At 33.8% G+C, this 23,939-nt stretch carries 19 protein-coding genes; 12 read left to right on the plus strand and 7 right to left on the minus strand.

All coding sequences use genetic code 11. The features are described from left to right. The first annotated feature begins 6 nt into the window (after positions 1 to 6). From ACFSQS_RS01375 to ACFSQS_RS01395, 5 genes are all read left to right on the plus strand, one after another. Positions 7 to 246: a uroporphyrinogen decarboxylase gene (locus tag ACFSQS_RS01375; RefSeq protein WP_388012918.1), complete on the plus strand. Its 240-nt coding sequence runs from the start codon at positions 7 to 9 to the stop codon at positions 244 to 246. Positions 247 to 412: 166 nt separating this feature from the next. Then, positions 413 to 1,720, plus strand: coding sequence for an O-antigen translocase (locus ACFSQS_RS01380; protein ID WP_388012921.1), 1,308 nt, complete (start codon positions 413 to 415; stop codon positions 1,718 to 1,720). Positions 1,721 to 1,732: 12 nt separating this feature from the next. After that, complete coding sequence (locus ACFSQS_RS01385; protein ID WP_388012924.1) at positions 1,733 to 3,028, plus strand: O-antigen translocase; 1,296 nt, start codon at positions 1,733 to 1,735, stop codon at positions 3,026 to 3,028. Positions 3,029 to 3,245: 217 nt separating this feature from the next. After that, entirely contained in the window at positions 3,246 to 4,643 is a 1,398-nt protein-coding gene (locus tag ACFSQS_RS01390) for a phosphoethanolamine transferase (protein WP_388012927.1), read from the plus strand. A gap of 6 nt (positions 4,644 to 4,649) precedes the next feature. Further along, positions 4,650 to 5,735: a glycosyltransferase gene (locus ACFSQS_RS01395; protein WP_388012930.1), complete on the plus strand. Its 1,086-nt coding sequence runs from the start codon at positions 4,650 to 4,652 to the stop codon at positions 5,733 to 5,735. Here ACFSQS_RS01395 and ACFSQS_RS01400 read toward each other — a convergent pair. Genes ACFSQS_RS01400 through ACFSQS_RS01415 form a run of 4 tightly spaced genes read right to left on the minus strand, consistent with a single transcriptional unit; the run spans position 5,732 to position 9,215 of the window. Continuing rightward, on the minus strand, positions 5,732 to 6,676 hold the full coding sequence (locus tag ACFSQS_RS01400; RefSeq protein ID WP_388012933.1) for a glycosyltransferase family 2 protein: 945 nt from the start codon (positions 6,674 to 6,676) through the stop codon (positions 5,732 to 5,734). The genes ACFSQS_RS01395 and ACFSQS_RS01400 overlap by 4 nt on opposite strands. Then, positions 6,673 to 7,524, minus strand: coding sequence for a glycosyltransferase family 2 protein (locus tag ACFSQS_RS01405; protein ID WP_388012936.1), 852 nt, complete (start codon positions 7,522 to 7,524; stop codon positions 6,673 to 6,675). The genes ACFSQS_RS01400 and ACFSQS_RS01405 overlap by 4 nt, the downstream gene beginning before the upstream one ends. 6 nt (positions 7,525 to 7,530) lie before the next feature. Continuing rightward, positions 7,531 to 8,517, minus strand: coding sequence for a class I SAM-dependent methyltransferase (locus ACFSQS_RS01410; RefSeq protein ID WP_388012939.1), 987 nt, complete (start codon positions 8,515 to 8,517; stop codon positions 7,531 to 7,533). Between the two features lie 14 nt (positions 8,518 to 8,531). Next, positions 8,532 to 9,215, minus strand: coding sequence for a cell division ATP-binding protein FtsE (locus tag ACFSQS_RS01415; RefSeq protein ID WP_388012942.1), 684 nt, complete (start codon positions 9,213 to 9,215; stop codon positions 8,532 to 8,534). A gap of 287 nt (positions 9,216 to 9,502) precedes the next feature. On the opposite strand from ACFSQS_RS01415, the gene ACFSQS_RS01420 reads away from it, so the two are divergent. Genes ACFSQS_RS01420 through ACFSQS_RS01430 form a run of 3 tightly spaced genes read left to right on the plus strand, consistent with a single transcriptional unit; the run spans position 9,503 to position 14,957 of the window. Next, entirely contained in the window at positions 9,503 to 12,544 is a 3,042-nt protein-coding gene (locus tag ACFSQS_RS01420) for a tetratricopeptide repeat protein (RefSeq protein WP_388012945.1), read from the plus strand. Positions 12,545 to 12,603: 59 nt separating this feature from the next. Continuing rightward, the gene (locus ACFSQS_RS01425) at positions 12,604 to 14,331 is read left to right on the plus strand and encodes a TonB-dependent receptor (RefSeq protein WP_388012948.1); all 1,728 of its coding nucleotides are present in this window, start codon (positions 12,604 to 12,606) and stop codon (positions 14,329 to 14,331) included. Positions 14,332 to 14,375: 44 nt separating this feature from the next. Further along, positions 14,376 to 14,957, plus strand: coding sequence for a DUF1287 domain-containing protein (locus ACFSQS_RS01430; protein ID WP_388012951.1), 582 nt, complete (start codon positions 14,376 to 14,378; stop codon positions 14,955 to 14,957). On the opposite strand, the gene ACFSQS_RS01435 is transcribed toward ACFSQS_RS01430, so the two are convergent. Then, positions 14,952 to 15,650: a class I SAM-dependent methyltransferase gene (locus ACFSQS_RS01435; RefSeq protein WP_388012954.1), complete on the minus strand. Its 699-nt coding sequence runs from the start codon at positions 15,648 to 15,650 to the stop codon at positions 14,952 to 14,954. The genes ACFSQS_RS01430 and ACFSQS_RS01435 overlap by 6 nt on opposite strands. A gap of 118 nt (positions 15,651 to 15,768) precedes the next feature. Here ACFSQS_RS01435 and ACFSQS_RS01440 point away from each other — a divergent pair, with 118 nt between their 5' ends. Further along, positions 15,769 to 16,263, plus strand: a complete 495-nt coding sequence (locus ACFSQS_RS01440) for a YkgJ family cysteine cluster protein (protein ID WP_388012957.1) — start codon at positions 15,769 to 15,771, stop codon at positions 16,261 to 16,263. Between the two features lie 89 nt (positions 16,264 to 16,352). Then, positions 16,353 to 17,186 (plus strand): sterol desaturase family protein, encoded by an 834-nt coding sequence (locus ACFSQS_RS01445; protein ID WP_388012960.1) that lies wholly within the window; start codon positions 16,353 to 16,355, stop codon positions 17,184 to 17,186. Here the strand turns inward: ACFSQS_RS01445 and ACFSQS_RS01450 are convergent. After that, entirely contained in the window at positions 17,183 to 18,508 is a 1,326-nt protein-coding gene (locus tag ACFSQS_RS01450) for an exo-beta-N-acetylmuramidase NamZ family protein (RefSeq protein WP_388012963.1), read from the minus strand. The genes ACFSQS_RS01445 and ACFSQS_RS01450 overlap by 4 nt on opposite strands. 5 nt (positions 18,509 to 18,513) lie before the next feature. Between ACFSQS_RS01450 and ACFSQS_RS01455 the strand changes: the two genes are divergently transcribed. Beyond that, on the plus strand, positions 18,514 to 19,749 hold the full coding sequence (locus tag ACFSQS_RS01455) for an ABC transporter permease (RefSeq protein ID WP_388012966.1): 1,236 nt from the start codon (positions 18,514 to 18,516) through the stop codon (positions 19,747 to 19,749). A 560-nt stretch (positions 19,750 to 20,309) separates the two neighbouring features. Beyond that, complete coding sequence (locus ACFSQS_RS01460) at positions 20,310 to 21,680, plus strand: pyridoxal-phosphate dependent enzyme (RefSeq protein ID WP_388012969.1); 1,371 nt, start codon at positions 20,310 to 20,312, stop codon at positions 21,678 to 21,680. A gap of 185 nt (positions 21,681 to 21,865) precedes the next feature. On the opposite strand, the gene ACFSQS_RS01465 is transcribed toward ACFSQS_RS01460, so the two are convergent. Beyond that, positions 21,866 to 23,851 carry a DUF349 domain-containing protein gene (locus tag ACFSQS_RS01465; protein WP_388012972.1) on the minus strand — a complete coding sequence of 662 codons (1,986 nt, stop codon included), beginning with the start codon at positions 23,849 to 23,851 and terminating at the stop codon, positions 21,866 to 21,868. Between the last annotated feature and the right edge of the window lie 88 nt (positions 23,852 to 23,939).

Consider the following 23,939-nt stretch of genomic DNA (forward strand, 5'->3'; position numbering starts at 1 on the left):
TTTAATATGGAACTATTCGGTATAACAGCAACAGAGTATATTGGCTATTTGGCATCGCTAATGGTACTTATATCTTTTACCATGAAAAACGTAAAAACATTGCGGTTTGTAAATATGGCTGGTTGTATTTTATTTATAATTTATGGGTTTTTAATGCCAACACTAAGGGTGGGTTTGCCAATAATTATTGCCAATTCCGCTATTTTCTCGGTTAATATGTACTACTTGTTTTTTAAGCGTGCTTAAAACAGATTAATGTTTATTTGGCTGCCGTAGTAACTTGTCTATACTAATTATTGGCATTAAACGTTAAATGATTTTGTATATTTGGCTCATTCAAAAATAACACATGCTTTGCAATGCATGAAAAAAACACATTTACCAATATTAAAGAAATGTAAATCCATATTAATTGAAAAAATTAATAGATTATATAAACAAAAATGTTTTAATAAAAGTAACCGCGCTAAAAACAGCCGCAATTTTAACCAGGATAATAGCGGGCATTTTAACATCTAAAGCCATTGCTGTTTTTATTGGAGCCGAAGGCCTTGCCTTAATTGGCAATTTGCGCAATTTTGTTAGTTCGGTCCAATCTGTTGCAATATTAGGGTTTTACAAAGGTGCGGTAAAGTATATAGCAGCCTATAAAGATAATATTGTTAGGTTAAGCAAAATCCTTTCTACGGTTTACTATATTGGTTTTGCATCTTCAATAATAGTATCGCTTTTATGTTATTTTAATGCCGAAAGCATCAACAATATCATCTTTCCAAATTACAATAACTACGCTTATGTAATTAAAATATTTGCCATAGTACTTCCATTTTATGCTTTGAATATGTTTTCGTTTTCGATAATGAATGGCTTTTCAAAATATAAAATACTTATTGTAATAAATATTATCGGCCAGATTTTAGGAGCATCGATAGCCTTGCTTTTAATATACCAGAACAATATAGATGGTGCTTTGATATCGGTTGTAATCGCAGAGTCGTTGGTGTTTTTAATTACTCTGGTTGGTATTGTTAATAGGCGTAGTTTAATACCGCTTATCCAAGTAAGGCAAGTAAGTTTGGGCTATTTTAAGCGCTTGGGCTCGTACTCGGTTATGGCTTTGTTTTCGGCTGTTTTGTTGCCTTTGGTAGCTTTGGCTATTCGATCGTACATCATTGATAACATAGGATATAAAGATGCCGGTTTTTGGGAGGCCATAACGCGCATATCTAAATATTACTTAATGTTGGTTAGCTCTTTAATGGCCCTTTATATTTTGCCTCGGTTTTCTGAAATCGATACGGTTAAAGAATTCAGGAAAGAGGTGTTCGGCTTTTATAAAACCATAATCCCGTTGTTGGCCCTTGCCCTGTTTTTAATATATGTTTTTAAGCCATATATAGTAACATTTGTTTTTACTGAAGCGTTTAAACCGGTAGAGGATTTGTTTATGTGGCAATTGCTGGGCGATTTTTTAAAGGTGTTGGCTTTGGTAATAGCCTACCAGTTTTTAGCAAAAAAAATGTTCTGGCATTACATTATAACCGAAGCATTTTTAATAATAATATTATATATAGCCAGTATATATTTTATTGATATTTTTGGCGTAAAAGGTGCTGTTATTGGGCATTTTGTAAGCTACTTAATGTACTATGGCATAATTTTATTAATATTTGGAAGCTCGCTTTTTGGGGTTGAAAATACTACAAACAGTAAAACTTAAATGTAATAATTAATGTTAAAACAGGCAAAAGAGCAACTAAAAAGAAGTGTTTTGTTTAAAGCTGTTTCTTTTAACTCAATAAATGTTTTAGCAAAATTAATTACTGGGTTTGCTGTGTCTAAATTTATGGCTGTATTTATAGGTCCATCTGGTATGGCTCTATCGGGTAACTTATCAAACTTTATGCAATCTTTTGAGAGCTTATCTGCTTTAGGCCTCCAAAATGGCATTGTTAAATACATAGCCGAATCTAAGGGCAACAAGCTTCAATTTAAAAAAGTAGTCTCTGCTGGGTTTTTAATTTCACTTGGTATTGGCGTCTTAACAGCATTTATTCTTCTTTTGTTTTCTAGCTCATTAAGTCAATTTGTGTTCGGTACGTTCAAATATTCTATTTTGTTTAAGGTATCAGGTGTAATGATGCCTTTTTTTGCTTTGCACATTTTTTTTATAGCAGTAATTACGGGTTTAAAAAAAATTAAGGATTTAGTTGTAATTAATATAGTAGGGTATGTGTTTTCTGCATTGTTAATCGTTTTTTTAATGGGCAGAAACCAGTTAGATGGCGCATTGCTCTCTATTGTATTAACACCCTTTATTCTTTTTTTGTCACTTTTAACAAGGATTAAGTTAGCATATAAAATAATCAAAAACATTAGTTTCGTTTCAACTTCAAAACCTTATGTGCTTAAAATTACATCTTTTTTTTCAATGACTTTATTTTCAGGAGTCATGTTTCCTATTATATTTTTATTGATTAGAAATCATATTATCGATACTGTTGGAGTCTCAGAAGCAGGTTATTGGGAAGCAACAAGAAAAATATCTAATTATTACATGTTATTTATTTATACCTTGTTTAATATATATTTGTTGCCAACATTATCAGAAGACCTAAATAACACAAGGTTTAAAAGCATTGTTTCAAATTTTTATAAAAGTATTTTACCAGTAGTATTGTTGGGCTTTATAGGTATTTATTTTCTTAGGTTTTTTATAATTCGAGTTGTCTTTACTAATGAGTTTTTAAGCATGCAAGAATTATTTGGTTGGCAACTTATTGGAGATTTTTTTAGAATAATATCGCTCACAATGGCATACCAGTTTTTTGCAAAAAAAATGATATTCAAATATTTAACTTGCGAAATAATATTGATGGCACTTATTTATTTGTCAAGCATCTATTTGGTAAATTACTTGAGTGTTTTAGGAGCAGTTAAGGCTCATGCTTTTAGCTATATATTTTATACATTGCTTATGTTTTATGTTTTTAAAAATGAATTATTCAAGAGACATGCTGCTAAATAACAGGAGTAAAAAAAAACTTAGCATAGAATTGTTGTTTGTAATTTCTATTATAATAACTTTTGCTTTTGAATTAATATTTAGTGAATTTGGGTTTCAAAGATTATTAAATTTTGTTGAAAACATTTCATTTGCATTAATTTTAATAATTCCGCTTTGCTTTTTAAATAGTAAAAAAACAGGGATTTTTTATTTCAATGTTGTATTTGTCCTTTTTAATATGACATTGTTTTTTGAAACTTCCTATTATTATATTTTTAATGTAGATATATCACCATCTGCTATTTATGTTTTATTAGAAACCAATAATATAGAAGTTAAAGAGTTTCTTTCTTTTTATCTAGATGCCTACATAATTGTTTATGGTCTCTTTTTGCTTCTGTTGGTTATTATAAGTATTCTGGCAAACAACAAAAAACTGTTATATGTTAAAAAACCGGTTTTTGGCGCTATACCATTAGTGTTAAGTTTAATTGTGGTTTTATTTGTTTTAAAAGCAACACCGTTAAGGCATCAAAACTTACCTTATTTATTGCTTAAATCCTTTTATGTAGTGTATTATGAATCTGGTGTTGTAAATGCTAGTGCTTATAAAAGTGAAAAAGGAATTTTCAACAACACAAAAACAGCAAATAATAATAAAAACAAGCTGTATGTTGTAATAATAGGTGAGTCCACCACAAGTAACAATATGTCGTTGTATGGTTATTACAGAAAAACAAACCCATTGCTATCAAAGCAAGAGGGTTTAAGTGTCTTTAAAGATGTTATAAGTCCGCATGCCGGAACAACAGCCTCTTTAACTAAAGCTTTTAGCTTGCAAAATCACGAACAGTCTTCAACACACCAAGGCTCCATTGTACAGCTTTTAAATGCGGCAAACTATGAAACCTATTGGGTATCCAACCAACAACCCGTAGGGTTTGCCGAAACCGAAATTACCAAATTGGTTTACGCGTGCAAAAACAAATTTTATTTAAATACTCAAGACACCGAGGGATTGAATCTATATGATGAGGTAATATTTGATACGTTAAACGACATAACCAACCATGATATTGATAAAAGTAAAGTAGTGTTTATACATTTAAAAGGAACTCATTTCTATTACGAAAATAAATATCCCGACACATTCAATGTTTTTAAAGGAAAACCAAAAAATAATATAGCTAGGTATAAAAAAGAGTATGAAACCATTAATGCATATGATAATGCAGTGCTTTATAATGATTTTATTGTAAACCATATTATAGACAAAATTAAAAACCAAAATTCAGAGAGTTTTGTTCTTTATTTTTCCGATCATGGAGAAGAAGTATATCATACCATAAGCTTTGCTGGACATAATGATGATGTTGGTACCTTGCCCATGTTTCAAATACCTTTTTTATTGTGGCAATCGGGCAGCTATAAACAAAGCAATCCGGTTGAAATTGATTTAGACAGACCTTACATGACAGATGACTTGTTTCATAGCATCGCCCATTTATGCGGAGTTGAAAGTAAATACGTTAATTTGGAAAAGAGTATTTTCAGTAAATCATTTAAAAAGCGAAAAAGAATTATTTTGAATAATAAAGATTACGATTCGTTGTACGCCATTGAAAATAAAAACTAAGATGTTATGAAAATTTGTATTGTTACAACATCTTTAGGGATTGGGGGAGCCGAAAAAGCCGCCGCAATGCAATCCATCATACTATCCAAATTGGGTTACAAGGTACATATTGTATTAATTTCCAATATTATAGTGTTTGATTATAAAGGAACCATTTTCAACCTGGGAAAATTAAAAGACAAAAACAACACGTTTTTTGGTAAAATAAAAAGAACAATTTTATTCAGAAAATATTTAAAGGACAATAAGTTTGATGCCGTAATAGATAACCGTTTAAGAACCAGTGGTTTGTTAAACGAACTTGCTGTATGCAAATATATTTATAGAAACTTTAAGGTTTTGTATGTGGTACATAGCGCTTCTTATAAACAGGAAATCATTAAAAGCACCTACTTAAAAAAATGGTTGCTAAGTAACGCCTTTAAAATAATAACAGTTAGCGATGGATTATTGGTTTTTTTAAAACAGTTTTATAATCAAAACAAATTATTGTGCATACCAAATGCGGTAGATATCGATGCTATAAATAATATGGCTAATAAACCATTTGAAACCGCGTACAAATATATTTTATTCTGTGGCAGATTTGATGAAAAATGTAAAAACATTAAATTGTTAATTCGTGCATATAGTAAATCTAAAATTTACATGAACGGTATCAAATTAATACTTTTGGGCGAGGGAGACGACAGGGAATTGTACGAGAAACAAATTGAAGATTTAAAAATTAATGACCACGTTATATTTAAACCATTTACCAAGAATCCTTATGTTTATATGAAACATGCAATTTGCACTATATTAACTAGTTATTATGAGGGATTTGGATTGGTTTTGGCCGAATCTTTGGCGTGCGGCACACCAGTTGTAGCCATTAATTGCGAAACGGGGCCATCAGAAATTATAATAAATAATGTTAATGGGTTGTTGTTGGAAACCTACAATGTAAATGAACTGAGTTTTGCTTTGCAGAAAATTACATACGAAAAAGAAACTTTAAAAAAGTTTAGAGCAAATGCGGTAGAAAGTGTCCAGAATTTTACTTTGGAAAGTATTTCTCAAAAATGGAAAAATGCACTAGAATCCAATTAAATTTTAGACCTAAAAACAATTAAAGGATTTAATTTGAGTTTGGTTTTAATATTAAACAAAAAGCGTAAAGTGCCGTTCGGCAAATAAATTAAAAGGCGTTGTATTCTATTTAAATTGTTCAAGTCTATATCTTTAACTAGTGCTTTCTCTAAAACTTTATTAGTCGATAATTTAAAGAATACAAGCGTAGAAAATCTGTTTAAATCCAAATATTTTTTTAAATGAAAGTTTGTAGATTCTATATCTTTGTAGGCATATAAAAATTTAGGAATCTTTTTCTTTTGCGTGAAGTTAGACATGTTATCATCCATTGTCCTGTTATAAATAGCACTTACCGAACTGTTATCTAAAGCTATATCGTATTTAAGCGCTATTCTTATATATAAATCGGTGTCTTGTTCAGAATAAATTTCAGGATCGAAATTTCCAATGGTATCAAAAACATGTTTTGGAATACAAATGGACCCTACCCAAGCTATACAATGTTGTAAGGAATGCTTAAAAAAATTAGGCACAACACCAACAAAGTTTTCTGGTAAATCATTAAAGTGCGCCCTGTGAAATTTAGTATTGGATTTTTGCAGGGTATATCCAGTTGCATATAGCCCCATGTTTGGGTAAAGATGAATTAAATCGTGCAATTGCTCTAAATGGTGCTTTAGCCAAAGGTCGTCGGCATCAATAAAGGTTATGTTACTTGCATTTGCATTTTTAATACCGGTATTTCTGGCTACAGATAAGCCAGAATTAGCTATGGTAATTATTGCTATTCTATCGTCTTGTACTAATTGTGCCCGTTTTAAACTGCTATCCGTACTGCCATCGTTAACAACAATAACCTCAAAATCTTTAAAGGATTGCTCAATAACACTTTTTAAAGTAGCTTCAATAAAGGCTTCTTTGTTAAATAAAGGTATTATAACTGAGAAAAAAGGTTTCATGGGCTCTTTTTTATTAAGCAAAAATAGCCTAATCTATAAAAATCAAACAATAATAACGATGGGTTGGAAGAGTTTAGGTTTTTTACCAATAAACTTTTTAATGCCAAAAATAAATAAGCCGTAAATTGGGTTAATTTTAATGCTTCTAATTTATAATAGTATTGTAGTATTTTAGACCACTCATTTTCAATTTTATTGTTTTTCTGTAAATACAAAAGGTTTTCAATAGCAGTTTCGGTTTTTTTTAAAAAAGAATCAGCACCTTCTTCGGTATTATGATATACTTGGTTTTCAATATTGTGAACATATTCTTTGTTTTTTTTTAAAGTGTTAAAAAACAACACATCTTCGTAGCCGTATTTTTTTATGGATTCATCAAAAGGAAAGGTTTTAAATACACTTTTTTTAATTATAAAGTTTGCTGAAGAATTTTCTTTTGTCTCTCTCTTTTTTGTAAATAGCCATCGGAGCTTGCAGGCTTTTTTTTTTGGTTTTTTTGAAACAGCTATTCCGCCAACTACAATATTATAATTTAAATTAGATAGATATTGCCTTATAAAATCTTTGTTTACAGGAAACGTGTCTGCGTCTAAAAACAACAACCATTCGTGTTTTGCGTTAAGTGCTAACAAATTTCTTATGGCACTTCGGCCAATGTTTTCAGGAAGTATTTTAAAGGTTGTGTTTTTAAATTGGTTTATTGTTTTGTTGTTGGCAACATTATGTGTAGATGCATCGTCGTAAACCAATATTTCGAAATTAATACCACAGTCTAAAACTTGCCTGTAAAGTTCTTTTGCTAAAGGGGTTATATGGCAGTTGTAAACTGGTATTAAAATTGATAGCATATTAGGTTAATTATCTGTTTTTTTTGTGGTTTGGTAAATTCCAAAAACAAAATCGCTTGCATGGTTTTTTATATAATTATCTTCAAACTCAAATAATCTATCCAACAAGGCTTTTTTTTCAAGATCCAAATTTATAAAATGCTGCGATAAGTCCTTGAGCAACGTCATTAGTATGTTGCCTCCATAGGGGGCTTCGTAAATGGTTTTGTAGTATTTATGGATAACAGGTAAAATGTTTTTAGATTCCACACATTCAGATGGGTCGGCAATTATCATTCTCAACAAGCCCGAGCCATAAACTCTTTTTTTGTAAAAACTTGATTTGTATCTTTTCTTGAATTTTTTTGGAAGCATTTTTAAGGCTGTGTTTATTGCCTTTAATTGATGCTCAGGAAACTGTAGCCTGTTTGCCCCAACAAACTCATTAATTATTAATTTACCGTTTTTTTTTAGAGTTCTGTTTACTAATGTTCCAATTAAATGATCTATGTTTTTAAAATGGTGTAGCGAGGCATGAAAAAAAACAATGTCGTAGTAATTTTCAGGAAACTCAAAATCATATATATCCAGAGCTTTAAATGTAATGTTGTTTAAATTTTGTTGGGTAGCTGTATCTTTTGCTTTTTTTAAAAGTTTATCTGAAATATCCAAGCATAGTATGTCTTCAAAGTTTTTATATTTTGCAAATTTCAATTCATGGCTACAAATGCCGCTGCCAATAGATAGCATTTTTAATCTTTGGTTGTTGTTCAGGAAGTTTTTAACTACAAATTCTTCATATTCAATATATTCATTGGAGGTAATCATAGCATTCCATCTCTGCTTAACTTTTGGTATTGCCCACCAATTTGAAGCATCAATATCCACTTGGTTAAATGCACTTTTGGTTCGCCTAATTTTGTGGAAACTAAATTTCGAAACAATGAAACTTAAACCTCTTTGTTTTAATTTTGCATATAAATCAATAAAGTCATCTATAGTTATTAATCGCATATTTTTTAGTAAAACTACCCCTTGCGCTGCACCACCTCATAAACCGCGTTATCATCGCACTTTAACGTTTTGCTTGGGTATTTAAGTAGCAAAGCATAATCGTGGGTTGCCATTAAAATAGTGTTGCCGTTTTTATTAATGTCTTGCAGAACCTCCATCACTTCAACGCTGGTTTGCGGATCTAGATTGCCCGTGGGTTCGTCAGCGAGTATTAATTCTGGGTTATTTAGTAAAGCTCTTGCAATAGCAATGCGCTGTTGCTCGCCACCAGAAAGTTCGTGCGGGTATTTAAACCCTTTGGTTTTCATATCTACTTTATCTAAAACTTCTTCAACCCGTAACTTCATTTCCTTTTTATCTTTCCAGCCCGTGGCCTTTAAAACAAAAAGCAGGTTATCGTTTACCGTTCTGTCTGTAAGTAATTTAAAATCTTGGAATACCACGCCCAATTTCCGTCGTAAAAAAGGGATTTCTTTTTCTTTAAGGGTTTTTAAATTGTAATCTACAATCTGCCCTTCGCCTTCGGTTAAAGGCAAATCGCCATAAAGCGTTTTCATAAAACTACTTTTTCCAGTTCCTGTTTTTCCAATTAAATACACAAAATCGCCTTTGTTTATTTCTACATTAACGTTGGCAAGCACCAAACTGTCGCCTTGGTAAATGGCAGCATCTTTTAGTTGTAAAATAGGGTTCGACATAAAAACAGATTAAATTTAATGTGCTGTAAATGTATTATTAATAAGTTAAAAGAGAAAAGTTAAGCATTAAAAGTTTTTAACTGAATTTATGGTTACTTAAAACTGAGACTGCGACTTAAAACGTATTTTTACAGCGCAGTTTATAATTATGGCACGATTATTACGTTATAAGTTGAATAAATCTTCAAGATATTATATCTTGATTTCAATTGAAATTGTCCTTCCCGCGAAGACGGGAACCTAAAACCTTATATTTATCTTTGATTTAATTAAAAAACGAATTGTTAATGAGTAATAATAATATTGTATGCCTCTTTGTGGCCCTAAGTTTTAGTTTCCAAATCATGGCACAACAGTCTGCCACTTACACCAGTAGTTTGGTGGACTATCAAAAAGCACTTTCTCTATTTAATAACCAACAATATCTTGCTGCCCAATCGCTTTTTAGAAGTGTTAAAAAGGATGCAAAAGAATTTATATTAAAATCAGATTGCGCCTATTATATAGCCAATTGCGCAGTAAGGCTAAACCAGCAAAATGCCGACCAGCTTATAGAGGATTTTGTAGAAGATTACCCAACCAGTACCAAACGCAATACCGCCTTTGTTGATGTTGCAGATTATTATTTTGTAAACGGTAAATATCCGCACGCAAGAAAGTGGTACGATAAGGTAAACGAAGCGGCTCTGGCTAAAAAAGAAAAAGAAAAATTTAATTTTAACAATGGGTATTCGGCATTTTCGGTAAAACAATATAAAGTAGCAAAAAAGTATTTATCTCGTGTCGAGAATTCTCAAGAATACGGTTCGCAAGCTAAATATTACATTGGTTTTATGGCTTATGAAGGTGATGATTATGATGAAGCAAATGCGTATTTCGATCAAGTAAGCGACCAAGAACGTTACAAAGAAAAGCTGTCGTATTACCAAGCCGATCTTCATTTTAAACTCGGAAAATTTGAAAAAGCCATCGAATTGGCAAAAGACCGATTGGAAACCAGCGATGACGCCGAAGTATCTGAACTCTCAAAAATCATAGGTGAAAGTTATTTCAATTTAGAAAAATACGCTGAAGCTATCCCGTATTTAACCGCATATAAAGGCAAAAAAGGAAAACGCGATAGAAATGCAAAGTGGAATAACACCGATTTTTACCAATTGGGCTACGCATATTACAAACAAAAAGATTACGAAAATGCCATTTCGGAATTTAATAAAATAGTTGGTGGCAACAATGCTATTGCTCAAAACGCTTATTATCATTTAGGCGAAAGCTATATTCATTTAAATAAAAAACAAGAGGCTTTAAATGCCTTTAGAAACGCATCGCAAATGAGTTTCGATTTAAAAATTCAAGAAGATGCCTGGTTAAATTATGCGAAAATCAGTTACGAAATTGGTAATCCGTACCAATCGGCACCGCAGGTTTTAGCAGCTTATTTAGATAAATACCCAAACACAGGCTATAAAGAAGAAATTGAAACCCTTTTGATCGATTCGTACATCACCTCAAAAAACTACAAAGAAGCGCTTAAACTTTTAGAAGGCAAAAAGAGCTTTGAAAACAAAGTAGCATATCAAAAAGTAGCATTTTATAGAGGTATTGAGTTGTATAACGACACGCAATATTTAGAAGCCGAATCGCTTTTCGATGCCTCATTAACCGAACCAAGAGACTCAAAATACACCGCAAGAGCAACCTTTTGGAAAGCCGAAGCCGATTATAATTTAACAAACTACGATGATGCTTTGATTGGTTTTAAACAGTTTCAGCAGCAAACAGCATCTGCTTCAACTCCTGAAATTGAAAATATAGATTATAATTTGGCCTATACCTATTTCAAACAAAAAAACTATCCGCAAGCCACAAAGCATTTCAATCAATTTATTTCTAATAAAAAAGATGATAAAATAAGATTGAATGATGCCTATTTAAGATTGGGTGACGGACATTTCGTATCGAGCCAATATAGCAATGCCATTAAAGCTTACGAAAAAGCCATTGAAATGAATGAAATCGATTCCGATTATCCGTTTTTTCAAAAAGCCATTAGTGTGGGTTATACTGGGCAATCTTCAAAAAAAATTGCCGCTTTAGAACAGTTTATTGAAACCTATCCGAAGTCAAAATTACGAGACGATGCTATGTACGAATTAGGAAATTCTTATGTAAAAGCAAACGAAAAAGATAAAGCGATGCAAATGTATAATCGTTTAAATAGCGAATATAAAATGAGTTCATTCGTGCCAAAAGCCTTATTACGTCAAGGTTTGGTATATTACAATGATAGTGAAAATGAACAAGCCTTGAGCAAATTTAAGAACATTGCTAGTAATTATCCAGGAACGCCAGAAGCGGTTCAATCGGTTTCAACAGCGCGTTTAATTTATATCGATTTGGGTCGGGTTAACGATTATGCAAATTGGGTAAAAACCTTGGATTATGTTGAAGTAACCGATGCCGATTTGGACAATACGACTTACGAGGCCGCCGAAAAACAGTATTTAGACAGTAATACCGATAAAGCCATCAAGCAATTTAACGGCTATTTGAATGAATTTCCCAACGGGTTGCACGCTTTACAAGCGCATTTTTACTTGGCTCAACTGTATTACAAAAAAGATTTATTGGCCAATGCCGCACCGCATTATAAATATATTGTTGAGGCACCGCAAAGCGAATACACCGAGGAATCCTTATCGCGTTTATCGCAATTTTATCTTGAAAGCAAAAGCTGGAACCAAGCCATTCCGCTATTGTTGCGATTGGAAACCGAAGCCAATTTTCCGCAAAATACGGTGTTTGCACAGTCTAATTTAATGAAGGCCCATTACCAATTAGAAAATTATAATGATGCGGTTTCTTATGCCGAAAAAGTGCTTACAAATTCTAAAATTGATAATAAAATTAAAAGTGATGCGCACATTATAATCGCACGTTCAGCTATTAAAATGGGCGATGAAGACAAAGCAAAAACCGCTTTTGCAAGAGTAGAAAAAGTGGCAACAGGAGAAACGGCTGCAGAGGCCTTGTATTACAATGCTTATTTTAAAAATAAAGAAGGCAAGCATGCGGCATCAAATAAATCGGTTCAAAAATTAGCCAAAGATTTTTCAGGTTATAAATATTACAGCGCCAAAGGTTTGGTGCTTATGGCGAAGAATTATTATGCTTTAAACGATGCGTTTCAAGCCACTTATATTTTAGAAAGTGTTATAGAAAATTTTGTGGAATTTGATGATGTTGTCGATGAGGCCAAAGCAGAATTAAAGACAATAAAAGTAGAAGAGGCCAAAACAAACTCGTCAATTGAAACTGAAGAAAATTAAATTCATCAATCGTAAACCTGCCCTGAGCTAGTCGAAGGGTTAAACATAAATAAAGTCCTATGCGAAAGCACACAAAATATTTTTTATTAGCCATTGTAACTTTAAGTATAACATCAGTTTCCTCTCAAGACAGAAAGAATGATACTATTAAAACCGGCGTAATCGATGTGGTAAAACCATATACGCCATCAATTTCTGATGCTTTTAAGGTAAAGGAAATCCCATCGTTAGATGATGAAGAAACGGCGACCAAAAAAGAAATTAAATATAATATTTTCTCGTTTCCAGTAGCATCAACATTTACACCGGCAAAAGGAAAAGCAGCAGTTGTAGAAAAAGCTAAACCTGTAAAGTTATACGATAATTACGCCACTTTGGGCGTTGGTACCTATACCACCATTTTGGGCGAAGTGTATTTAAACCATGCTATTAGCAGGACCGAAAGCGTGGGCGGTTACGTAAGTCATCACTCATCGCAGGGCGGTATTGATGGTTTATCTTTTGATGATAATTTTTCAACCACAAAAATCAATGCGAATTATTCCAGTCGATTACGGGATTTGGCTTGGAATGTCGAAGGTGGTTTTCTGCAAAAAATGTACAATTGGTACGGCGTGCCACCATCGCAATTGGCACAAGCTCAGGCCAATGGTATTGAGGTAGATCATTCGTTTTACAGTGCGCATTTTGGGGGCGATATTACTTTCGAAGATACCTATATTAACTCCGGAAGTTTCTTTTTCAGACGCTTTGGAGATAATCAAGGTTCTGGAGAAAATAGGTTTGTAGCCAAAGCAAAAATTGATATACCAATTAATGACGAGGAAATTTCAACCGATTTTAAATTCGATTATATAAATGGAACATTCGATAGAAATTATTTTACTACTGATGAATTAAGACACGGCAATTTTCAAATAGGAGTTTCTCCAACTTATGAGTTAAAAGAGGATGATTTAACACTTAATTTAGGGATCTCGGTATCGTATTTAAGAGATTCAGAATCTAAAGAAAACAATATTTATTTATATCCAAATATTACCGCAACTTACCGATTGGTTAACGATGTATTGATTGCTTACGGCGGAATTCAAGGCGAGTTAATTCAAAATTCATACCACGGATTTGCCACCGAAAACCCGTTTGTGTCACCAACTTTAGTGGTAATGCCCACCGATCAGCAATACAACGCATATATTGGTTTAAAGGGAAAATTGTCCAGCAATATGAGTTATAACATTAGCGGACGATATTTGGCCGACAGAAATAAAGCGCTGTTTAGAAATAATGAAATAACGCTGACAAACCAAAATTATGCTTACGGAAATTCCTTTGGAATTGTTTATGATGATGTTGATACCTTTGGCGTTGCAGGAGAAATTAATGTTGATGTTAACCGAAATTTTAAACTAGGTATAAAAGCTGAATATTTTAAATACACAACCGATACCGAAACAGAAGCTTGGAATTTACCCGATATAAAAGGCTCGTTATTTTTAGATTATCAAATAAACGAACATTGGTTTGCAGGAGCAAATCTGTTTTATGTTGGAGAACGTAAAGATCAGTTTTTCTTAAATGATGGCATAACTATTAGCACGCCATTCATCATGGATTTAGATAGTTATTTTGATGCCAATGCGCATTTAGGCTATCATATAAACGATAAAATTTCAGTATTTGCAAAAGCCAATAATATTAATAATGAAGCGTATCAACGCTGGCAAAATTTCCCAGTGCAAAGTATTCAGTTTTTAGCTGGCGCTACTTTTAAGTTTGATTTCTAGTTCCCGCGTAGGCGGGAATCTTTCAAATTAAAATCTATATTTTAATGAAAAAGATAAAATTCATTTTACTTCTTTTCTGTTTCAATCTTTGCATTTCACAAACCGAAATACAAAAATTAAACCTCTCTGAAGCTGCTCTGGAATTAACGCATCAAAAAGTAACATACGACCCCAGCTACTTTTCAATCGCATATCCAAATGGCGATGTTCCAAGTAATAAAGGCGTGTGTACCGATGTTATAATTAGGGCGTACCGAAAACTGGGTATCGATTTACAAAAGGAAGTCCACGAAGACATGAAGGCTAACTTTAATGCATACCCAAAAATATGGGGTTTAAAAACAACCGATAAAAATATCGATCACAGACGCGTGCCCAATTTAATGACCTATTTTAAGCGAAAAGGTGCTGAAAAACCCATTACAAACAACGCAAATGATTATAAACCCGGAGATCTGGTTTGTTGGGATTTAAAAGACGCTGCATCGCACATTGGTATTGTGGTAAACAAAAAATCGAACGATGGGAAACGCCATTTAATCGTTCATAATATTGGCAGTGGACAAGTTTTAGAAGATTGCCTTTTTAGCTTTAAAATTATTGGGCATTATCGGTTTAATCTATAAACTCAATCGTGCCAAATAATCAAAATGCTCGCCTTCTAAAATTAATTCACATTTTAATCCAACCGAAGTGCAAACAGTTAATAGTGTATTAAAATCTAAATACAACCATTTCATTGGCAATTCTTTTTCACCTTTGTAGCTTAAAAAATAATCGAGTTCGCCATAATAATTCGCATTCATATCTTGCCATAGGCCACCATCTTCATCTTCGTACATATATTTAATATCCGACGAATCAATTAGTATTTGTCCGTTTGGTTTTAAAAGGCGTTTTAAATGCGATAAGTATTTTGAAACTTGTGATAACTCTTGAAAAATACCAGTACCATTCATTAATAATAAAATGGTGTCAAACGCATCGGTTTCTGCTAAAATATTTTTTACTTCGGCATGTAAAACACCACGTTGTTTCGCCACTTCAATAGCGCCTCTTGAAATATCTATGGCTTTAACTGTTACACCTTTTTCTTGTAAATACAAACTATGGCTTCCGGTGCCACAACCCACATCTAAAACCCAGCCTTTTGCTAATTTTAAAGCTTTTTGCTCCAATTTTGGCATGTTTTTAAAACGGCGGAATAAGTATGGTAGTGGCAATACATCGTCATCAGAAATACTGGTTGAAGTGATAATGTCTTCGGTGTAATTTCCGTTGTGGTAATCCAATAAAGCGTTTCCGAAAAGGTCTTTCATAATTTATGTCATTTGCGAGACTTTTTAGTCGGGGCAATTTATTAATTAAGTATTTCAATTTTAAAGATTACTTCTGTGATACTTCCTTCGTAATAACGAAAAGTATTATTTTTACACCATGCAAGATATCATTAATAACCTTCCAAAGTGTGCCAAAGATAAGCATAACGAAAACAAGAAATTCTTTGCGAAGCTAAAAAAGAAACCACCAAAAAATTTAGATTATATGATGCAAGAATTGCACGATGCCGAGTTTGAAAAAACCGATTGCTTAACTTGTGCAAATTGTTGTAAAACCACAGGCCCGTTATTTACCGATAAAGATATTGATAGAATTTCGAAACATTTTAAACAAAAACCACAGCAGTTTATTGAACAGTATTTACGAATTGATGAGGACAACGATTATGTTTTGCAAACGGTTCCGTGTGTGTTTTTAGGCGACGATAATTATTGCTCGATTTACGAGGTGCGGCCAAAAGCATGCAGGGAATTTCCGCATACCGACAGAAAAAAGTTTCAGCAAATTTCTAATCTCACTTTAAAAAATGTGGCGATGTGTCCTGCGGCTTTTAATATTGTTGAGAAAATGAAAAAAAGAGTTAAAGTTTAGTTAGCAGTACCAGTCGCAGTAATTGAAACTTTGCGTTTTAGCGGCTTTGCGAGATTATATTTTTATCTTTAAAGCAACAATTTGATTACATGGATACCTTATTGCAATATTTCGAAACCATTCCACCACTGCATCGCGGACTAATAATTGTTGGAGGTTTAACTTTTTTCTGGCTTTTAGAAGGCGCCATGCCTTTGTTTAATTTCAATTATAAAAAATGGAAACATGCCGTTCCCAATATTTTTTTTACCATTACCACCATACTAGTAAATTTACCTTTGGCTTTTCTTTTGCTACTAACATCCGATTGGGTGTCGGTTAACAATTTTGGTATATTAAATTGGCTGCCCGATATGGATTTGGGACTTTATATTTTTCTGGGCGTATTACTAATGGATTTTTTTGGGGCTTATCTGCCACATTTAATCGAGCACAAGGTGCCAGCGCTGTGGATGGTGCATTTGGTACATCATTCCGACCATAAAGTCGATGCCACAACAGCCAACAGACATCACCCTATTGAGAGCCTTATTCGTTATTTATTTACCTTAATTGGCGTTGTTATTATTGGTGCACCCATTGGTATTGTTATGCTGTATCAATCGTTATCTGTTGTTTCTACCCAGTTTTCCCATTCTAATATTAAGTTGCCAAAAAAGGCGGATAAGTTAATTAGCTACGTATTGGTTTCACCAAATATGCATAAGGTGCACCATCATTATAAAATGCCTTATACCGATTCTAACTACGGCAATATTTTTTCGGTTTGGGATAGGTTATTGGGCACGTACATGGAATTGGATACCGATAAAATTGTTTATGGCGTTGATGTGTTTCCAGATGAAAAAGAAAATAGCAATATTAAGGATTTGTTGAAGCAACCGTTTCAGAAATACAGAAAACCAACCGAGTTTGATAGTTAATCGTAAATCAAATATTTTTCTCGTACCTTTTTAAACGCTTTCAAATTCTCTTGCCATGTTTCTTTAATAGCGTCTTCGCTTAAACCCGCTTCAATTTGTTTTTGTAGTTGCTTTGTTCCAGCATGCTTTGTAAATCCATTGGTTAGAAAAAACAAGGATTTATCGGTGGAATGTTCATAAGCTTTCATAATCCATTTAAGAGTCATAACACCATTAAGCGCTTCATCTTTTAAATCTTCGCCATAACATAATTTGTTTTTATGCTTTGGGTTTTTAGCACCAAAATTGGCAACAGGCGTATAAGTAAATGTAAGGTTTTCTTTATCTAAAAAAGGAGCACCGTAGCGTTGAAACTGAAATTCGGTACCACGACCAGCATTTACGTTTGTACCCTCAAAAAGTCCCAAGCTTGGGTATAGTTTTATAGATTGGTCGTTTGGTAAATTGGGCGAAGGCCTAATGGGCAAGCTATAAAAAGTGTCGTGCGTATAGTGTTTAACGGGTATAATGGTAATATTGCACTTTAATCCATTTGTTAACCATTTTTCGCCATTAATCATTTGGGCATATTCGCCAATGGTCATGCCGTGTACTAAGGGTATAGGGTGCATACCTAAAAAACTTTGGTGCTCAATCTCTAAAGTTGGGCCATCAATATAATGTCCGTTTGGGTTTGGTCTATCAAAAATTATTAGTGGGATTTCTGCTTCGGCACAAGCTTCCATAACATAGTGCAATGTGGAGATATAAGTATAAAAACGAACGCCAACATCCTGAATATCAAAAATCATAATATCAATATTTTCAAGTTGTTGTTGTGATGGTTTTCTGTGTTTTCCGTGTAACGAAATAAGAGGTAAATTTGTTTTGGTATCAATATCATCTTTAACATGTTCGCCAGCATCAGCAGTACCACGAAACCCATGTTCGGGCGCAAATACTTTTTTAATATCAATATTTAAAGCCAATAAAGAATCTACTAAATGTGTGTAATCGTCATTGCGAGGAGCTTTTTGCGACGTGGCAATCTGTTCGTTATCAAGTGCTTCATCTTTAAAAATAACACTCGTCTGATTCGCCACAACACCAACACGTTTACCTTGTAGTAAATGTAAATAAGCTTCGGTCTGATTTGCACCAACTATAATAGCTTCGTCATCTTTAATATTATTAACGATCATAACTTGATCGTTAGTTCTTCGGTCGTCCTGCATCTGTATTCCGTCTTTTTCTTTCGACTTACTTCCACAAGAAATCATTAAAACAATCCCAATAATAATCGAGAATAAAACTGTATTTTTGAGGGCATTAAAAATCATCATATAAATTGAATTACGAGTTTTTTATAGCTAAACGCATTATTGGCAGTAAAGCGTATAAAAGTAGCATATCTGCACCAATAATAAAAATAGGAATTGCGGCCATTGCCATTGGCATTGTGGTAATGATGGTTGCCATTGCTACCGGCGTTGGCTTGCAGCAAAAAATCCGCGATAAGGTCGTGGCGTTTAACGGGCATATAAATATTACAAATTACGATAGCAATAACTCGCAGGAAAGCGCATTTCCCATCTCAAAAAACCAAGAGTTTTACCCCGATTTTAAACAGGTTGAAGGCATCAGTCACATTCAAGCCGTAGCCACAAAATTTGGAGTAATTCGTACCGAAACCGATTTTGAAGGAGCCATTTTAAAAGGGGTTGGTGCAGATTATAAATGGGATTATTTTAAAGAATTTTTAATAGAAGGCAGACTGCCAGATTACAGCGATAAACGCAACGAAGATGTTTTAATATCGAAATATTTGGCAAACCGATTGCAGTTTAAATTGGGCGATACATTTCAAATGATATTTAAAAAACACGACCCAAACAAACTCCCAAACATCATAACATACAACATTGTTGGCATTTATAATTCCGGATTTCAAGATTTTGATGCACAATATCTTATAGGCGATATTCGGCATTTGCAACGCATTAACAGATGGGGCGAAGACCAAATTGGCAGTTTCGAAATTTTTATAGATGATTACAGCGAACTGCAAAAAAAAGGCATCGAAATTTATAAAAACACGCCATCCACATTAAACACACAAACCATAGCCGAAAAATACTATTCCATTTTAGAATGGATCAAGATTTTCGATAAAAACATTTACGGCATCATTGGTATTATGATACTCGTAGCAGGTATTAACATGATTACCGCGCTACTGGTTTTAATACTCGAACGCACCCAAATGATAGGCGTTTTAAAAGCCCTTGGAAGCAACAATTTCAGCATTCGCAAACTGTTTATCTACAATGCGGCCTATCTTATATCTCTAGGGCTTTTATGGGGTAATATCATAGGTTTGGGCATCTTGTTTGCGCAAAAGTATTTTAAACTATTTCCACTCGATCCAAACGTGTATTATGTCTCCGAAGCCCCAGTTTACATAAGTTTAAGTTACATCGTTGCCCTAAACATCGGCACACTGGTGCTGTGCCTGCTCATGCTTTTGGTACCCTCGTACATCATCACAAAAATATCGCCAGTAAAAGCCATTCGGTTCCAATAATTTAAAACAAAAAATCTAAAATTAATAGTTTAGAAAACCATTAAACTGTCATTTCCGCACGTGGCATTGAACTTGTCGAAATGAAAGCGATACTCTTTTTTGGGCGCTACCACAAGGGTCGGGCTTTCCGCTATATCTTTTTAAAGCGTCATTGCTAGGACGAAGGACGTGGCAATCTGTTAAAGTTCAGTTCTTAGCCAAAATCAGTTCTTTTTTGTCTTTAAAAAGGATGCCGCTGCAATCCCTAGCGCGGGCATATTTGCTATGTTTCAGTATTAATCGCCATTTTCAATCATAAAAAATAAGGTTTAAGCTAAAATAAATGTAGCCATTTTAGAATTGGAGACCTGTCAGGTTTCCTGTGCTGAACTTGTTTCAGTATCAAACCAGACAGGTCTAAAAAAACTTATTACTCATAATGCATTCATAAACTTATAATAATAGTCGTAGTAAAACCTTAAATTTGTGGCTAAGAATAGAGCCGAATTAAAGATTCAGAATTCAACTAAAAATTTCAAAGGCGAACACATTTCACCTTTAAAAAAAAAATAAAATCAGAAATGGAATACGCTAAAAACATACTAGAAACCATTGGCAATACACCTTTGGTAAAACTAAATGTAATAACCAAAGACTTGCCATGTTTGGTGCTGTCAAAATACGAAACCTTTAATCCGGGCAATTCCACAAAAGACAGGATGGCCCTGAAAATGATTGAAGATGCCGAGGCCGACGGGCGTTTAAAACCAGGAGGAACAATCATTGAAGGCACATCGGGCAATACCGGTATGGGTTTAGCTTTAGCAGCTATTGTAAAAGGCTACAAATGTGTTTTTGTAATAAGCGATAAACAATCCAAAGAAAAAATGGATATTCTGCGTGCCGTTGGTGCCAAAGTGGTGGTGTGCCCAACAAATGTAGAGCCAACAGATCCACGAAGTTACTATTCGGTTTCAAAACGATTGAGCGAAGAAACCCCAAACTCATGGTACGTAAATCAATACGATAACCCCAGTAATGCCGCAGCACATTACGAAAGCACAGGGCCGGAAATATGGAAACAAACCGATGGCAAAATCACGCATTTTGTAGTTGGCGTTGGTACAGGCGGTACCATTTCTGGCGTTGGTAAATATTTAAAAGAACAATCTCGACGCTTTGGGAGAAATATTAAAATTTGGGGCGTAGATACTTACGGTTCGGTGTTTAAAAAATATCACGAAACCGGTGAGTTTGATGAAAACGAAATCTACCCCTACATTACCGAAGGCATTGGTGAAGATATTTTACCAGAAAATGTAGATTTTAGCCTAATAGATGGGTTTACCAAAGTAACCGATAAAGATGCCGCTATTTACACCCAAAAACTAGCCAAAGAAGAGGGTATGTTTTTAGGGAATTCGGCTGGTGCAGCCATAAAAGGCGTACTGCAATTAAGAGAACATTTTACAAAAGACGATGTAGTTGTAGTACTGTTTCACGACCACGGAAGCCGCTACGTTGGTAAAATGTTTAACGATGAGTGGATGCGCGAACGCGGATTTATTGAAGACAAAATTACCACAGCAGAAGACCTTGTTAAAAACACCGAAACTCAAGATTTAGTAACCGTTAAAACCGAAGAATTAGTCTCGCATGCTATCGAGCGCATGAAAAAATATAAAATATCTCAAATACCCGTAGAAGATTCAACAGGATTTGTGGGCGCTATTGACGAAGCTGATTTGTTGCGCATGTTTATTGAAAACAAGAATATTTCAGATTTACCTATAAAAGATGTGATGCATAAACCATTCCCTGTGGTAAGTAAAAACACAGCTATCGAAGACCTCTCAAAATTATTCAACAGAGATAATAATGCGGTTTTGGTAAAACTGGAAAATGGAACACACCAAATTATTACTAAATACGATATTATTAGTGCTTTGTAATGTTGTAAGTGAAAAAAAACAGGCAGTCTGAAAAGACAAAAAATGTAGTTTGTTATTCTGGCCGCATTCGAAGAATCTTATGTATAAATTTTTCTAAGATATTTCGACTGCGCTAAATATAACACTGTAAAATTACTTTTCAGACAGCCTCTTTTAAACTTGTAAATGTATTGTGGTGCTCCCTTTTAATATAGGTCTTTTACTTTACTAAGTTTGGTTTTCCAGAGAGCAAGGGCTTTTTTGTGCTCAGCAATATTGTTGTGTACTTCTTTTACCAACGGGTTGTCGTCATCTACGTTTGTAAAAAACTGCAAGTTATTTTCCAATTGGTTGATTTGGCTCTTAACTTCGTCTATTTTTTTTCTTATAAAAACGCGTTCGTTATCAAGGTTTCTGGTATTGTTGTCACTACTGTTAAGGTTGTCTAATTTGTTTTCGTATTTAATCATCTCAATAGTGTTCTTGTCCATTTTCAAACTTGAGAACAAACCTTCAAGTGTTTTATTGAATTTACCTTCAATGTAGCGCTTGTCGTTTGGTACCCTTCCAATATTTTTCCAGGCATCTATTTGGGTTTTAAGTGTTGCCAGGTCTTTGTCTTTATCGCCTGTTAAACTTAGGTCTTTTAAAGTATTTAATAGCTCTTGTTTTTTATTATAGGCATCATGCTGTTCTTGGCTTGCTGCATTTCTGTTGGCGTTTAATTTATCAAAATAATAATTGCAAGCTGTTTTAAATTGTTTCCATATTTTATCGCTGTCTTTTCGTGGTACATGGCCAATTTTTTTCCAATCGCTTTGTATTTTTTTCATTAAGGCCGTAGTAACTTTTGTGTCTTCGCTGTCTTTGTTGTCTTCGGCAATTTTAATGAGCTCTAATTTTTTCTGGAGGTTGTCGTATTGTTCTTTTTTTAAGCCTTTGTAAAATGCGTTTTTCTTTTTGTTAAAAGCCCTAACCGAATCTTTAAATTTTGCCCAAGTGGATTCGTTAACTTTTAGGGGCACTTTCCCTGCATTAAAAAAGGCGTTTCGCAAGGTTTCTACTTCTTTTATCCTTTTTTGCCAAGCACTGTGGGTTTTGCTTTCTTGTTGGCTTATGGCTTCTATTTTTAAAATGATTTCGAGTTTGTTTTCAAGGTTTTTTTCGTAAACCTTATCGATTTCTTTGTAATATTCTTGCCGTTTGTCGTTAATTATTTTTGTAGCTGCTTTAAAACGCTCCCAGATGGCTTCACGGTGTTCTCTGGATACAGGACCAAGTTCTTCTTTCCACATTTTATGAAGCTCTTGTAGCTCTCTAAAAGCACGCATTACATTATCGTCTTTGGCCAGCTCTTCGGCACGCTCGATTATTTTTAATTTTTTGTCTAGATTATGCTTAAAATCTAAATCGCGTAGGTCTCTGTTTAGGTGTAAAAAATCATAAAAGCGCTCTACGTGGTGGTGGTAAGAGTTCCAGGCATTGTTGTATTTGTCTCTTGGAATTGGACCTGTGTTTCTCCAGCGTTCTTGTAGTTCTTTAAAATGTTTGTATGTGGTGTTTATGTTTTCTTCTACGTTAAGCAAACCTTTTAGCTCTTCAATTATTTCAAGCTTGTCGGCTAAATTTTGCTTTAGGTTTTTCTCTAAACTTTTATAATGTTCGTTTAGCTTGTTTCGGTAGGCTTTGTAAGCTGTTTTAAATCGTTTTTGTACGGGTGAAGAGTAATAGAAATCTATTTCGTTGCCACCATCGTTTAAAAACTCTGTTTTTTTCTCGTCTAAAAAAGCCTGGAATTTTGTTTTAAACTCATTGTTTATATCGTTTACATGAGATTTTATAGCTTGGATTTTTTCGTTTTTCAACAGTTTTTCCAACTCTATGGCAAGAGATTCCAACGACATTTTGTCGTATTCTTTTACTGCAATGCTGTGCCTTTCTTTATTGCCTTCGTCTTCAGCATCTTCAGCATTCGATTCTTCAATCTCGTTTATTACGTCTTCATCTTCGGGTGTTTTGCTTTCTTTGGCGATTTCAACCGAAGGCTCTTCTTTATTAATTGCTGTAGGGGGTTCTTCAGTAGATGCGGTATTGTTTTCCAATGATGTGTTTTCACCGGTATCTTCATTTGCAATGGGCAATTTGTTTTCTTCTTTTCCGTCTGCTTTTTGCAGGTTATCTATCTCAGACATTTTAAAAAATGTTTAGGTTCGTAATATGCTTTAAGGTTTAAAGATAGTAACAACTCTAGTATTTACAAAGTGTTAGTGCTGCTTTTAA

It is taken from the genome of Gelatiniphilus marinus (assembly GCF_042684345.1).
In the GTDB taxonomy this organism is placed as follows: domain Bacteria; phylum Bacteroidota; class Bacteroidia; order Flavobacteriales; family Flavobacteriaceae; genus Gelatiniphilus; species Gelatiniphilus marinus.

Excerpts from the sequence above, each read along its gene's own strand:
- ACFSQS_RS01385 (WP_388012924.1), top strand. The coding sequence starts at position 1,733 with ATGTTAAAACAGGCAAAAGAGCAACTAAAAAGAAGTGTTTTGTTTAAA.
- ACFSQS_RS01430 (WP_388012951.1), top strand. The coding sequence starts at position 14,376 with ATGAAAAAGATAAAATTCATTTTACTTCTTTTCTGTTTCAATCTTTGC.
- ACFSQS_RS01460 (WP_388012969.1), top strand. The coding sequence starts at position 20,310 with ATGGAATACGCTAAAAACATACTAGAAACCATTGGCAATACACCTTTG.
- ACFSQS_RS01405 (WP_388012936.1), bottom strand. The coding sequence starts at position 7,524 with ATGCTATCAATTTTAATACCAGTTTACAACTGCCATATAACCCCTTTA.
- ACFSQS_RS01375 (WP_388012918.1), top strand. The coding sequence starts at position 7 with ATGGAACTATTCGGTATAACAGCAACAGAGTATATTGGCTATTTGGCA.
- ACFSQS_RS01415 (WP_388012942.1), bottom strand. The coding sequence starts at position 9,215 with ATGTCGAACCCTATTTTACAACTAAAAGATGCTGCCATTTACCAAGGC.
- ACFSQS_RS01425 (WP_388012948.1), top strand. The coding sequence starts at position 12,604 with ATGCGAAAGCACACAAAATATTTTTTATTAGCCATTGTAACTTTAAGT.
- ACFSQS_RS01390 (WP_388012927.1), top strand. The coding sequence starts at position 3,246 with ATGACATTGTTTTTTGAAACTTCCTATTATTATATTTTTAATGTAGAT.
- ACFSQS_RS01420 (WP_388012945.1), top strand. The coding sequence starts at position 9,503 with ATGAGTAATAATAATATTGTATGCCTCTTTGTGGCCCTAAGTTTTAGT.
- ACFSQS_RS01465 (WP_388012972.1), bottom strand. The coding sequence starts at position 23,851 with ATGTCTGAGATAGATAACCTGCAAAAAGCAGACGGAAAAGAAGAAAAC.
- ACFSQS_RS01435 (WP_388012954.1), bottom strand. The coding sequence starts at position 15,650 with ATGAAAGACCTTTTCGGAAACGCTTTATTGGATTACCACAACGGAAAT.
- ACFSQS_RS01440 (WP_388012957.1), top strand. The coding sequence starts at position 15,769 with ATGCAAGATATCATTAATAACCTTCCAAAGTGTGCCAAAGATAAGCAT.
- ACFSQS_RS01410 (WP_388012939.1), bottom strand. The coding sequence starts at position 8,517 with ATGCGATTAATAACTATAGATGACTTTATTGATTTATATGCAAAATTA.
- ACFSQS_RS01450 (WP_388012963.1), bottom strand. The coding sequence starts at position 18,508 with ATGATGATTTTTAATGCCCTCAAAAATACAGTTTTATTCTCGATTATT.
- ACFSQS_RS01400 (WP_388012933.1), bottom strand. The coding sequence starts at position 6,676 with ATGAAACCTTTTTTCTCAGTTATAATACCTTTATTTAACAAAGAAGCC.
- ACFSQS_RS01445 (WP_388012960.1), top strand. The coding sequence starts at position 16,353 with ATGGATACCTTATTGCAATATTTCGAAACCATTCCACCACTGCATCGC.
- ACFSQS_RS01395 (WP_388012930.1), top strand. The coding sequence starts at position 4,650 with ATGAAAATTTGTATTGTTACAACATCTTTAGGGATTGGGGGAGCCGAA.